Source organism: Dokdonella aquatica (assembly GCF_051987395.1).
GTDB lineage: Bacteria > Pseudomonadota > Gammaproteobacteria > Xanthomonadales > Rhodanobacteraceae > Dokdonella.
This window is the reverse complement of sequence record NZ_CP197094.1, coordinates 2,337,919-2,350,690: the sequence shown is the minus strand read 5'-3', so window position 1 is coordinate 2,350,690 and position 12,772 is coordinate 2,337,919. Positions and strand designations below refer to the sequence as shown.

General features: G+C 68.9%; 12 protein-coding genes. All 12 read right to left on the bottom strand.

Annotated features, from left to right (window positions below; genetic code table 11):
* Positions 1–44: 44 nt before the first annotated feature.
* A complete protein-coding gene (locus ACQQ2N_RS10305; protein WP_440225629.1) occupies positions 45–779 on the bottom strand; it encodes a prepilin-type N-terminal cleavage/methylation domain-containing protein in 735 nt (244 codons plus the stop codon).
* Complete coding sequence (locus tag ACQQ2N_RS10300; protein ID WP_440225628.1) at positions 776–1,417, bottom strand: type IV pilus modification PilV family protein; 642 nt, start codon at positions 1,415–1,417, stop codon at positions 776–778. The genes ACQQ2N_RS10305 and ACQQ2N_RS10300 overlap by 4 nt, the downstream gene beginning before the upstream one ends.
* A complete protein-coding gene (locus tag ACQQ2N_RS10295; protein ID WP_440225627.1) occupies positions 1,414–1,929 on the bottom strand; it encodes a pilus assembly FimT family protein in 516 nt (171 codons plus the stop codon). The genes ACQQ2N_RS10300 and ACQQ2N_RS10295 overlap by 4 nt, the downstream gene beginning before the upstream one ends.
* On the bottom strand, positions 1,926–2,351 hold the full coding sequence (locus ACQQ2N_RS10290; protein ID WP_440225626.1) for a type II secretion system protein: 426 nt from the start codon (positions 2,349–2,351) through the stop codon (positions 1,926–1,928). Before ACQQ2N_RS10290 ends, ACQQ2N_RS10295 begins: the two co-directional genes overlap by 4 nt.
* Positions 2,352–2,419: 68 nt before the next feature.
* On the bottom strand, positions 2,420–2,842 hold the full coding sequence (locus ACQQ2N_RS10285) for a type II secretion system protein GspG (protein ID WP_440225625.1): 423 nt from the start codon (positions 2,840–2,842) through the stop codon (positions 2,420–2,422).
* A gap of 11 nt (positions 2,843–2,853) precedes the next feature.
* Positions 2,854–4,071 carry a type II secretion system F family protein gene (locus ACQQ2N_RS10280; RefSeq protein WP_440225624.1) on the bottom strand — a complete coding sequence of 406 codons (1,218 nt, stop codon included), beginning with the start codon at positions 4,069–4,071 and terminating at the stop codon, positions 2,854–2,856.
* Between the two features lie 37 nt (positions 4,072–4,108).
* Positions 4,109–5,851: a type II secretion system ATPase GspE gene (gspE, locus tag ACQQ2N_RS10275; protein WP_440225623.1), complete on the bottom strand. Its 1,743-nt coding sequence runs from the start codon at positions 5,849–5,851 to the stop codon at positions 4,109–4,111.
* 3 nt (positions 5,852–5,854) lie between these two features.
* Positions 5,855–6,496, bottom strand: a complete 642-nt coding sequence (locus ACQQ2N_RS10270) for an exosortase H-associated membrane protein (protein WP_440225622.1) — start codon at positions 6,494–6,496, stop codon at positions 5,855–5,857.
* A complete protein-coding gene (purL, locus tag ACQQ2N_RS10265) occupies positions 6,496–10,362 on the bottom strand; it encodes a phosphoribosylformylglycinamidine synthase (protein WP_440225621.1) in 3,867 nt (1,288 codons plus the stop codon). The genes ACQQ2N_RS10270 and purL overlap by 1 nt, the downstream gene beginning before the upstream one ends.
* Positions 10,363–10,469: 107 nt before the next feature.
* On the bottom strand, positions 10,470–11,222 hold the full coding sequence (locus ACQQ2N_RS10260; RefSeq protein WP_440225620.1) for a DsbC family protein: 753 nt from the start codon (positions 11,220–11,222) through the stop codon (positions 10,470–10,472).
* 31 nt (positions 11,223–11,253) lie between these two features.
* Positions 11,254–11,943: a DsbC family protein gene (locus tag ACQQ2N_RS10255; RefSeq protein ID WP_440225619.1), complete on the bottom strand. Its 690-nt coding sequence runs from the start codon at positions 11,941–11,943 to the stop codon at positions 11,254–11,256.
* Positions 11,944–11,999: 56 nt separating this feature from the next.
* Positions 12,000–12,743: a DsbC family protein gene (locus ACQQ2N_RS10250; protein ID WP_440225618.1), complete on the bottom strand. Its 744-nt coding sequence runs from the start codon at positions 12,741–12,743 to the stop codon at positions 12,000–12,002.
* Positions 12,744–12,772 lie beyond the last annotated feature (29 nt).

Here is a 12,772-nt window from a genome sequence, read left to right as displayed (position 1 = left end):
CACGAACGCGACGCCGCGGGCACGGCGCATGGATGCAGCGGGCCTCATTTCGTCTGCGTCCCCTGCAGGCGCCGTATCGCCGCGGGATCGGCGGCATCCTGCGGCAGGATGTCGTTGAAGCTCGGACCGAGTTGCGAGGCGCGTGCGGCACCGGCGTCGAGCAGCAGCGGGACCTGCATCTCGGGCCAGCCCACCTTCGCCTCGGGACGCATCTTCAGCACGATGCGCACCATCACCGGCGTGATGCTCGGGTCCTCCCAGTCGTCGGACCACTTGTCGAGCTTGCCTTCCTCGTCGAGCTTGCGGTACTCGAAGCGGCCGCTCTCGATCTGGTCGATGAGGATGACCGGCTCCGGATCGTCGGTGCGCTTCTTGCGCAGGTCGAAGCCGTTGAGCATCGAATGGCCGAACATGAGCTTCATGCCGCCACGGTCGCGCGTGAGCTCGAGCGTCTGCACATAGGCGCCGCCGTGCGAGAGATAGCCCGGCATAGGCGCGACGAAGCGCATGAGGTCGCCCTCGCCCTGGAACAGGAAATTGGCCCCGGTGCCCTGCTCCTGCCCGAACGGCAACGGCAGGACGCGGCTGATCTGGTGGCGCAGGAACTCCTGCGCGACGCGCAGGCGGTTGGTGCGGTCGATGAGCTCCTCGCCCACCTCCATGCCCTTGACCGCCGAGCGGATGCCGCCATACGCGGCCGCGAGCAGCACCGCGAGCAACAGGATCGCGAGCATGACCTCGATGAGGGTGAAACCCCGGGTTCGCAACGGCGCGGTCACGGCGATCGCCCCCCGCTGCGCGTCGTTGCGGACGCCGGCGCGCGCGCGGCGCCACGCGAAGGCGCCGGCATGCCGGCGCCGCCGCGCGAGCCTCCGCCGAGCGTCATGCCCTGGGAAGGATCGGGCATGACCGCGCGCATCGTCGTGAACGTGGCCTGGTGGCCACGCGCCCGCGGGTCGCCCCACGTCACGACGAGGGTCACGTGGTAAAGCTCCATCTGCGCGATGTCCATGATCGGCGAGGCACCGCCGCTGCTGTTGCCGACGCCTGCGACGCCGCCATGCGCGGCCTGCAGCATCGCCTCGTTGCCGCTCGCCACGAACGCCTCCGGATCGACCGGCTCGATCTCGAGCTGCCAGCGATAGCGATCGTCGAACTCGCCGCTCGACGAACCCGCCTCGATGCGTTCGCCGATGCCGACGACGTCGAGCAGCGACTGCGCCCACAGCGCGGCGCGCGTCTCGTCGACGGAGCGGCGCGCGTTGTTCATCGACATCGACAGGATCTGCATGAGCGAGCCGACTGCGATCGCGAAGATCACGAACGCGGCGATCATCTCGATCAGCGTGAAGCCGCGCGCGCGCGTGCTCGGCGCGCGGCGCTGGCGACGCGAAGCGGCGGCGGCAGGCGTTGTCACCGCGCCTCCGGCTTGTCGAGCGTGATCTCGCCGGTGAGCCAGCCGACGTTGATCTTCCATTCGCGCTCGCCCATCACGACGGCGATGTTGCCGCCCGTCGAACTGCCGTCGGGAAAGAAGCGTATGCCGCCGGCGTTGTCGCCGACGATTTCCTGCTGCGCGGTGGTCAGGCGCAGCACCATGTTCTTCGGCAACTCGACGCTGCCCTTGCCCGGCGCCTGGTAGGAGCGCTTCTCGAGGTCGAGGACGAGGACCTTCTGCTCGCGCTTCACGATCGCCTGGCCACGCGTGTAGCGCAGCGCCGCGACGAGGTCGCGGCTCGCGGCCTGGATCTTCGCGCTCGAAAGGCTGCTCGAGAACGACACCGCCGCGACCGTCGCGACGATGCCGACGAGCACGATGACCGCGACGGTCTCGATCAGCGTGAAGCCTCGCACACGCGCGAACGCGGGCGAGGCCACGGCACGCCGCGGATACCGCGGCGCGATCGAAGACACGTCAACCGTGCTCATTGCCAATGTCCGTGATCCTGGTTCATGCCGTCACCGCCGGGCTTGCCGTCCTTGCCGAGGAACACGACCTCGAAGTCACGCCCGTCCTGGCCGGGCGAGCGATACCCGAATGCGTGTCCGTAAGGATCCTTGAGATCCGCTTCGCGCGCGAACGGACCGAGTCCGTCACGCTTGAGGAGATCCTGCAGCGTCGCCGGCGCGCGACCCGCCGACATCGCATACTGCGCGACCTGGTCGCCGAGCTTCTTGGCGGCGATCGTGCCGGCCTGGTACTTGCTCTTGTCGAACGAGCCCATCACGTTGCCCCCGACGATGGCGATGACGATGCCGAGCAGCACGATCACCGCGATCATTTCCATGAGCGTGAAGCCGCGGGAACGGAACGGACGCAGGGAACCACGACGACGGGAACGCGCGCGCATGTGCGGATCCTTTTCGAGGGGTGACGGGGAGCACCGTCAGACCTCGCGCGCGCGCCGAAAGTGCCGCATCACTCCCAGCTGCCGTAGTCCTTGTTCGTGCCGTCGCCGCCGGGCTTGCCGTCCTTGCCGAGGAAGACGATGTCGAAGTCGCGACCGGCATCGCCGGGCTTCTTGTAGACGAACGGGTTGCCGAACGGATCCTTGAGATCGGCTTCCTTCGCGTACGGGCCGAGGCCGTCGCGCTTGAGCAGATCCTGCAGCGAACCCGGGTACGAACCCACGCTCATCTGGTACTGCTCGACCGCGTTGGCGAGCTTCTTGACCGCGATCGTGCCGGCCTTGTACTTGCCGCCGCCGAACGTGTCCATCGTGCCGCCGCCGACGATCGCGATGACGATGCCGAGCAGGACGATGACCGCGATCATCTCCATCAGGGTGAAGCCGCCGCTGCGCGGCAGCGCGCGGTAGGAACGCGGAAAACGTGTGTTCATCGTGGGGTTCCTCACTGGATCGAACTCGTCAATTGCAGGATCGGCAGGATGATCGCCATCATGATGATGGCGACCACCACGGTCATGAGCACGGTCGTCGCCGGCACGAGCGCGGCGAGCAGGCGCTCGAGGGTGTTGCGTACCTCGATGTCGAAGGTGTCGGCGACCTTGAGCAGCATGTTGTCGAGTTCGCCCGACTCCTCGCCGACGCTGATCATCTGCAGCGCGAGCTTGGGAAAGCGCTTGGACTGCGTCAGCGCGAAGCCGAGGCCGCTGCCGGTCTTGACCTCCTCGCTGGCCTTGCCGACCGATTCGGCGAGCGCCGCGTTGCCCATGACGTTGCGCGCGATCGTGAGGCCGCCGAGCAGCGGCACGCCGTTCTTGAGCAGCGTGCCGAGCGTGCGCGACAGGCGCGCGGTCTCGATCTTGCGCATGAGGTCGCCGACGATGCGCCACTTGAGCAGGCGCTCGTCGAACGCGAGCCGGCTGACCGGATCGGCGAGCTTGCGCCGCCCCCAGGCGACGCCGCCGACCACGAGGATCAGCATGAGCCACCAGAAATTCTGCAGCGTCGAACCGATGCCGACGACGATGCGCGTGATCAGCGGCAGCTCGACGTCCATGTCGGCGAACATCTGCTCGAACTGCGGCACGACGACGACGAGCAGCACGAACAGCGACACCACGACCATGCCGATCAGGAACGCCGGGTAGATCAGCGCGTTGACGACGCTCGACTTGAGCTGGCGCGAGCGCTCGAGGTAGTCGGCGAGGCGGCGCAGCGTGTCTTCCAGCGAGCCACCGGCCTCGCCCGCGCGCACCATGTTGATGTAGAGCTTGGAGAACGTGTCGCGCTCGGCCTCGAGCGCGTCCGACAGCGTCGCACCGCCGCGCACGACGTCGCGCACGCGCTCGAGCAGGCTGCGCGCCTTCTCGCTCTCGGGCAGGTCGAGCAGGATCTGCAACGCGCGGTCGAGCGGCTGGCCGGCGCCGAGCAGCGTCGCGAGCTGCTGCGTGAACTGCACGATCTGCGCGTCGTTGAGCGTGGCGCGACGACGCAGCATGCCGAGCAGGCCGCCGTTGTCGGCGCTGTCGGCGTCACGCACCTCGAGCGGGATGTTGCCGGCGTCCTGCAGCTTGCTGACGACGTCGTCGTGCGAGGCGACGTCCATGCGCCCCTCGAGCACCTCGCCCGCAGGCGTGACGGCCTTGTAGTAGAACAGCGTCATCGCGCGCGGCCACTCGTCGGAAGAAGCATCGGCACGATCAGCCCTCCTGCGTGACGCGCAGGATTTCCTCGATCGTGGTCTGGCCGGCGAGCGCCTTGACGAGGCCGTCCTCGTACATCGTGCGCATGCCGTCGGCGCGCGCCTGCGCCTCGATCTCGCCCATCCCCGCGTGCTGCATGACGAGTCGGCGGATCGCGTCGCTCATGACGAGGAACTCCATGATCGTCGTGCGACCGTAGTAGCCGCTCGGGTAATGCGGCGTCGGCACGGGCTTGTAGAGGCGGATCGGGCGCTCGCTCGTGAGCTTCTCGAGGCCGAACTCCCTGACCACCTCGGGCAGCGCTTCGTAAGGCTCCGCGGCGGCGAGGTCGAGCCGGCGCAGCAGGCGCTGGGCGAGGATGCCATTGACCGTAGACGTGAGCAGGTAGTCCTCCACGCCCATGTCGAGCAGGCGCGTGATGCCGCCCGCGGCGTTGTTCGTGTGCAGCGTCGACAACACGAGATGGCCCGTCAGTGCGGACTGGATCGCGATCTTCGCGGTCTCCAGGTCGCGCATCTCGCCGATCATGATGATGTCCGGATCCTGGCGGACGATCGAACGCAGCGCGTGCGAGAAGTCCAGGCCGATCGATGGCTTGGCCTGGATCTGGTTGATGCCCTCGATCTGGTACTCGACCGGATCCTCGACCGTGATGATCTTGACGTCGGGCGTGTTGAGCTTCGAGAGCGCAGTGTAGAGCGTGGTCGTCTTGCCCGAGCCGGTCGGGCCGGTGACGAGCATGATGCCGTGCGGCAGCTCGAGCACCTTGTTGAACTTGGGCAGGAACTCGTCGGTGAAGCCGAGCGTCTTGAAATCGAACACGACCGCCTCGCGGTCGAGGATACGCATGACCACCGACTCGCCGTGCGAGGTCGGCACGGTCGACACGCGCAGGTCGAGTTCCTTGCCCTGCACGCGGATCATGATGCGGCCGTCCTGCGGCAGGCGGCGCTCGGCGATGTTGAGCTTGGCCATGATCTTGATGCGCGAGATCACGGCGGCGGTCGAGGCCGCGGGCGGCGACTCGACCTCGTGCAGCACGCCGTCGATGCGGTAGCGCACCTTGAGGCGGCTCTCGAACGGTTCGATGTGGATGTCCGACGCGCGGCCTTCGACGGCGCGCTGGATCACGAGGTTGACGAGGCGGATGACCGGCGCCTCGGACGCGAGGTCGCGCAGGTGCTCGATGTCGTCCTCGCTGCGCGCGTCCTCGCTGAGGTTCTCGACGATCGTGCCCATCGCCGAGCGGCCCTGGCCGTAGAAGCGCTCGATGAGGTCGTCGATCTCGGGGCGCAGGCCGACCGCGAGCTCGACCTTGCGACCGGTCGCGAGCTCGACGGCCTCGATGGGATAGGGATCGGCCGGATCGGCGATCAGCAGCCGCATGGTGCCCTCGCCCTCGGCGATCGGCACGATGTGGTGCTGCTTGAGGAAGCGCGTCGCGATCTGGATGCTCGGCGGCGGCGCCTCCGGAAACTCCTTCGCACCGACCAGCGGCAGCTTCATGATCTCCGAGACCGCCTCGGCCATGTCGCGCTCGGACACCAGTCCCAGGCGAGTCAGCAAGGCGATCAGGCGTCCGGAGGGATCTTCCTCGTGGAGGCGGCGGCCACGCGCGAGGTCGGTCTCCTTGAGGCGTCCGCCTGCGACGAGGAACTGGCAGATGCGCTCGTCGAGCGTCGGCCCGCCGTCCGCGAGAAGGGCACCTTCCAGTTGGTTCAGTTCCGCGACCGCCGACATCGTCTACTCCTGCACGTCCAGCTTGTGACCCGCCGAACCGCCTTCGGGTTCCTCGGAAGGATGCACCAAGGCCTCGATGAAGTCGCGGTTGAGGCCCAGCCACAGCGCGATCGGCACCACGGCGGGCAGGATCAGGTAACCGAACTGGTAGGCCAGCGCGATCGCGTCGGGCTGCAGGCCGGCGGCCGTGACGGCATTGGCGCCGGCCGCGCCGCTGTCGAAACCGAGCACCTTCAGGCTTTCGCAGACCACGCCGAACGCCTGCGTCAGCCAGATCACGGACAGCGCGATCGCGAAATGCAGCGTACGCCGCCAGCCACCGATCGGCGTGGCCATCGCGAGTCCGCTGAACAGCGGCAGCGAATAGCCGTAGATGAGCGGATTCTGCGTCAGCACGAGTTCGCCGACGCCGCTGCGCCCGTCGGGCCCGGCCTGGTTCACGAGCACGCGCGTGACCACGTCCATCGTGTGACCGTTCTGGATCACCTCGGCGTACAGGTTGGGCCAGATCGACAGCAGCGCGAGCTTGGCGAGCTGGATGACCGGCCACACCAGCGGAGAGGACAGCACGAACCACAGGAAGAAGGCCATCGGCAGCCACAGCACCGCCTTGAGCCCGAACTCGCGGATCGGCGACAGGCGCATCAGCCTAGCCAGGACCGCGCGTTTCGGAACATGCGCAACCACGGCGAGGCCTCGCCCCACTCGCGCGGATGCCAGCTCAGCTGCGCGGTGCGGTGCACGCGCTCGGGATGCGGCATGAGGATCGTGGCGCGGCCGTCGGTGGTCGTGAAGCCCGTCGCGCCACCCGGCGAACCGTTCGGATTGAGCGGGAAGCGCTCCGTGGGCCGGCCGTGGTTGTCGACGTAGCGCAGGCAGGTGTCGGCCTCGCGTGCGTCGGCCGAACCCTCGAACACCGGACGGCCTTCACCGTGCGCGACGACGACCGGGATGCGCGAGCCCTGCATGCCGGCGAACAGCAGCGACGGCGACTCGACGACCTCGAGCGTGACGAGGCGCGCCTCGTACTGCTCGGAGGCATTGCGCCGGAACACCGGCCAGTGCGCGGCACCCGGGATGATCTCGTGCAGCTGCGCCATCATCTGGCAGCCGTTGCAGACACCGAGCGAGAACGTGCCGGTATCGGCGAAGAAGGCCGCGAACTGGTCGCGCAGCATCCCGTTGAAGAGGATCGACGCGGCCCAGCCACGCCCTGCGCCGAGCACGTCGCCATAGCTGAAGCCTCCGCAGGCGGCGAGGCCCTTGAAGTCGGCCAGGCGAAGGCGGCCGCTGGCGAGGTCGCTCATGTGCACGTCGACGGCGTCGAAGCCCGAACGCGTGAACGCCGCCGCCATCTCGATCTGGCCGTTGACGCCCTGCTCGCGCAGGATCGCGATGCGTGGGCGCGCGCCGCGCGCGATGAACGGCGCAGCGACATCGTCCGTGGGATCGAACGTGAGCTTCGGCGTGATGCCGGGATCGGTCGCGTCGCAGCGCCAGCCATATTCGGCGTCGGCGCTTGCGGGGTTGTCGCGCAGGCGCTGCATCGCGTGGCTGGTCTGCGACCACGCCTCCATGAGCTCGGCCCAGTCCCAGCGTGCAACGTGCTCGCTGCCGTGATGCAGCTTGATGCGCGGCTTGGCCGCGGGAGCGCCGACGCGATGGGTCATGCCGGCGAGACCGTGGCGCTCCGCGATCGCGAGGAAGGCCTCGCGATCGCGCGTGCGCACCTGCACGACCGCGCCGAGTTCCTCGGCGAACAGCGCGCGCAGCGCGTGGTCGGCCCAGCCCGCGAGGTCGATGTCGAGGCCGCAACGGCCGGCCAGCGCCATCTCGATCAGCGTGACGATCGCGCCACCGTCGGCGCGGTCGTGGTAGGCCAGCAGCAGGCCGGCCGCGTTCGCTTCCTGGATCGCCTCGAACAGGCCGCGCAGGCGCGCGGGATCGTCGAGGTCGGGCGGCAGGTCGCCGGCACGCAGGAACACCTGGGTCAGCGCCGAGCCACCGAGTCGGTTGCGCCCGGCACCGAGGTCGATCAGCCAGAGCTCGGTGTCGCCTTGGTCGAGCAGCAGCTGCGGGGTCAACGCATGGCGCACGTCCTCGCAGCGCACGAACGCGGTGGCGATCAGCGATACCGGTGCGACGACGCGCTGGCTCGCGCCGGCGTCGTCGGTCCAGCGCACCTGCATCGACATCGAATCCTTGCCGACCGGGATCGACACGCCGAGCGCCGGGCACAGCTCCATGCCGACGGCGCGCACGGCGTCGTACAGCGCGGCGTCCTCGCCGGGGTGGTCGACCGCGGCCATCCAGTTCGCCGACAGGCGCACCTCGCCGAGCACGGCAGGTGCCGCGGCGAGGTTGGTCAGCGCTTCGCCGACCGCCATGCGTGCCGATGCCGCCGCATCGAGCAGCGCGAGCGGCGTGCGCTCGCCCATCGCCATCGCCTCGCCGGCATGACCGGCGAAGTCGGCGAGCGTGACCGCGCAATCGGCTACCGGCACCTGCCATGGACCGACCATCGGGTCGCGCGAGCACAGGCCACCGACGCTGCGGTCGCCGATCGTGACGAGGAACGACTTGCTGCCGACCGCCGGGAAGCGCAGGACGCGGAACAGCGCCTCATCGAGCTCGACACCTTCGGTATCGGCGATCACGGAAAGATGTGCGGGAACACGGTGCGTGTCGCGATGCATGCGCGGCGGCTTGCCGAACAGCACCTCGAGTGGAAGATCGATCACCGCGGGCGCCGCAGGATCACGCGCATCGGAAAGCACGAGCCTGCGCTCGGCCGTGGCCCGGCCGACGACCGCGAACGGGCAGCGCTCGCGCGCGCAGATCGCCTCGAAGCGCGCGAGGTCAGCGTCGCGCACACCGAGCACGTAGCGCTCCTGCGACTCGTTGCACCACAGCTGCATCGGCGAGAGCTGCGGGTCATCGCTCGGGATGCGCGCGAGATCGAGCACGCCGCCGACGCTGGAATCGTTGAGCAGTTCGGGGATCGCGTTGGACAGGCCGCCGGCGCCGACGTCGTGCACGGACACGAACGGGTTGGCGTCGCCGAGCGACCAGCACGCGTCGATCACTTCCTGGCAGCGCCTCTGCATCTCGGCGTTGTCGCGCTGCACCGAGGCGAAGTCGAGCTCGGCCGAGCTCGAGCCGGCCGCCACCGACGACGCGGCACCACCGCCGAGGCCGATCAGCATGGCCGGGCCGCCGAGCACGATGACGGCGTCGCCCGGCGCGAGATCACGCTTCTGGACGTGGTCGCGGCGCAGGTTGGCGAGCCCGCCTGCAATCATGATCGGCTTGTCGTAGCCGCGGCGCAGGCCCTTCTCGTCGGTGGCCTGCTCGAACGTGCGGAAGTAACCGCCGAGGCAGGGTCGACCGAATTCGTTGTTGAACGCGGCAGCACCGATCGGGCCGTCACGCATGATCTCGAACGGCGTCGCGAAGCGCGGCGGGCGCGGGCGCTCGGGCTCCCACGGCTGCGGCAGGCCCTCGATGCGCAGATGGGAGGTCGTGAAGCCGCACAGGCCGGCCTTCGGCTTGCCGCCGCGGCCCGTCGCGCCCTCGTCGCGGATCTCGCCGCCGGCACCGGTCGCGGCACCCGGGAACGGCGAAATCGCGGTCGGATGGTTGTGCGTCTCGACCTTGATCGCGTACGGAACGGCTTCCTCGTGCGCGGCGAACACGCCGGTCGCCGGATCGGCGAAGAAGCGCTGCGCGACACTGCCCTCGATGACGGCGGCGTTGTCCTTGTACGCCGACAGCGTGTGCGCGGGCGACACCGCGTGCGTGTTGCGGATCATCGCGAACAGCGAACGCGGCTGCGGTTCGCCGTCGATCGTGAAGTCGGCGTTGAAGACCTTGTGGCGGCAGTGCTCGGAGTTCGCCTGCGCGAACATCATGAGCTCGGCATCGGTGGGATCGCGGCCGAGTTGCGCATAAGCATCGGCGAGGTAGGCGATCTCGTCGTCGGCGAGCGCGAGACCGAGGCGGCCGTTGGCGGCGGCGAGCGCGGCCTGCGCATCGTCACCGAGCCCGATGTGCACGAGCGGCCCGGCCGCACCGGTCGCGAACACGCCGTCGAGCGCCTCGCGCGCGGCGATGACCGATTGCGTCATCGGGTCGTGAAGGGCTGCCGCGACCGCGGTCCACGCCGCCGAGCCGGGCGCCGGCACGCCGTCGAGTTCGACGGCGACGCCGCGTTCGACGCGCTCGATCGCAAAGCCGCAACCACGCAGGATGTCGGTGGCCTTGCTCGACCACGGCGAGATCGTGCCGAGGCGCGGCACGATCCAGAACGTCGCTGCGCGGGCCTCGCCGGGCTCGGCTTCGAGGATGCGCTGCAGTCGCACCGGGTCGGGCGTGGCACCGCCCTCGGGCGCGACGAGATGGACGTGGCGCGCGGCGCGCAGCGCGCATCCGGGCGCGAGCCGCGCGAGCACGGCGTTGAGGCGGTCGATGCGGAACGCGGAAAGGGCCGGCTGGCCGTCGAGGACGATCATGGCGAGCGGTCGGAAAAGGCCGCGCATGATAGCCGATGCAGCGCCGATGCGATAACGCGGCGGCGCCGCGAAACGCCGGGAGCAGGCCTCCCGGCGCAGGCGGGGCGTCAGGCGCCCGGCTTGGCCGGCGTGCCCGACGAAGCGAGGCGCTGCAGCTGGGCCTCGAGCTGGTCCGGCGTCAGGTAGCCGCCGATCTTGCTGCCGTCGGGCGCGTACACGGCCGGCGTGCCGTCGACACCGACCGAGATGCCGAGCTGGTACTCCTGCGCGATCGGGTTGTCGCACTTGAGCGGGCTCGGCGTCTGGCCGGCCTTGGCGTCGGTCAGGGCCTTCCTGCGGTCGGCGGCGCACCACACCGACACGGCCTTGTCGAACGACGGCGTGTTCGGGCCGCTGCGCGGGAAGAACAGGTAATCGACCTGGATGCCGCGCGCGTTGTACTCGGCGATGTGCTCGTGCATCTTGCGGCAATAGCCGCAGTCGATGTCGGTGAACACCGTGATCTTGTACTTCGGCTTGCCCTGCGGAGCGAACGTGATGCGCTGCGACGCCGGATAGGCGTCGAGCTTGGCGACGTGCTCGCGCGACAGGCGCGCCGCGGTGAGGTCGAGCTTGGCCTCGGCGTCGTACAGGTTGCCCTGCATGACGTAGCGGCCGTCCTCGCTGACGTAGACGAGCTGGCTGCCGACGATGACCTGGTAATAGCCCGCAATCGGCGATTTCTCGACCGTGTCGACCTTGACGTTGGGTACGAGCTTCTGCACGGCGGCGCGCACCACGGCCTCGCCCTTGTCGGCGGCGTGCGCCATCGGAACGACCGCGAGCGCGGCGAGTGCGGTCAGGAGGACGAGACGTTTCATCGGAAAATCCTTGGAGGGGCGGGGCGCGGGATCAGTGCGCGGAAACGGGATTCTTTTCCAGCCGGGCCAGTTCGGCAAGCAGTTGCTGCGGGGACATCGCCACACCGGGCGCGATGCGCGTGCCGTCGGAGGTGAGCGTGGTCGGCGTGCCATTGATGCCCATGCGACGCGCGAGCCGCGTCGTTTCGGCGACCGGATTGGCACAGGTGGCCTTGCCCGTGTCGGCACCCGACATCGCCGCCGTGAACGCGGCCTTGCGATCGCTCGCACACCACACGGCCTCGGACTTCACGTCGGCACCGGGATGGATGTCGAGTGGCATGAACACGTACTCGACCGCGATGCCGAGCGCGTTGTACTCGGCGATCCGGTCGTGGAAGCGGCGGCAGAACGGGCAATCGACGTCGGTGAACACCGTGACGGTGTACTTCGGCTTGTCGGGCGCGAACACGATGCGCTTGTCCGCGCCGATCTCCACGAGCGTGGCGCGACGCTGCTTCGCGTGCGCGACCTCGGTAAGGTCGAGGCCTGCCTCGACGTCGGTCACGCTGCCGTCGAGCACGAAGCGGCCATCCTTGCTCACGTAGACGAGCTGGTTGCCGACCATGGCCTCGTAGAAGCCCGGGATCGCCGACTCCTGCGCGACGTCCACCTTGACCTGCGGGGCGAGCCGGGCCATCGCCGCATTCACGGTTTCGGCCGGCGTTCCGGCGGTGGCCATGGAACTCGCGGACAACAAGGCAAGGATCACGAGGGGACGCATGGCGACGGCTCCATTCAGCGCGACGGGGAGGATTCCGCGGCATCGGCCCGCTGCAGTTCGGCCAGCAGGCGTCGCGGCGACAGCAACACGGTCGAGTTGACGACCCGACCTGCGGGCGTGATCGCGGTCGGCGTCGAATTGACACCGATCTCCACGCCTGCGGCCATCGTCGCCGACACCGGGTTCGGACACGTCAAGCGGTCCACCGACTGCCCGGCCATCGCGCGGTCGTACGCGGCATTCCGGTCGGGCGCGCACCAGATCGATGCGGATTTCTTGTCGGCGTCGGGATGGATGCTGAGCGGGAAGAACACGTAGTCGATCGCGATGCCGAGCGCGTTGTACTCGGCCATCGCCCCGTGCAGGCGCCGGCAGTACGGGCAATCCGGATCGGTGAACACGGTGATGCGGTACTTCGGATCACGTGGCGCGTAGCTCATGCGCTGGTCGGCACCGACGCCGGCAAGCACCTCGAGGCGACGTGCGGCCATGCTCGCATCCGTGAGGTCCTCGCCATCGGCACTCCGCTCGACCTGCGCGCCACGTACGACATAGGCGCCGTCGGGCGTCGCGTAGACGACCTTGCCGCCGATGATGCCTTCGTAGAATCCCGGCAGCGCCGATGTGCCGAAACCCTTGATCGGCAGCATCGGCGCGGTCTTCTGGATGGCGCGGCGCGCCGCATCGCCCTCGGCGGCATGCACCGGCGAGGCAAGGACGGCGACCAGGATCAGGAGGAACGACGCGAATCGGAGCATGCGGCGGGATGACGGGGGGCGGGATCCGG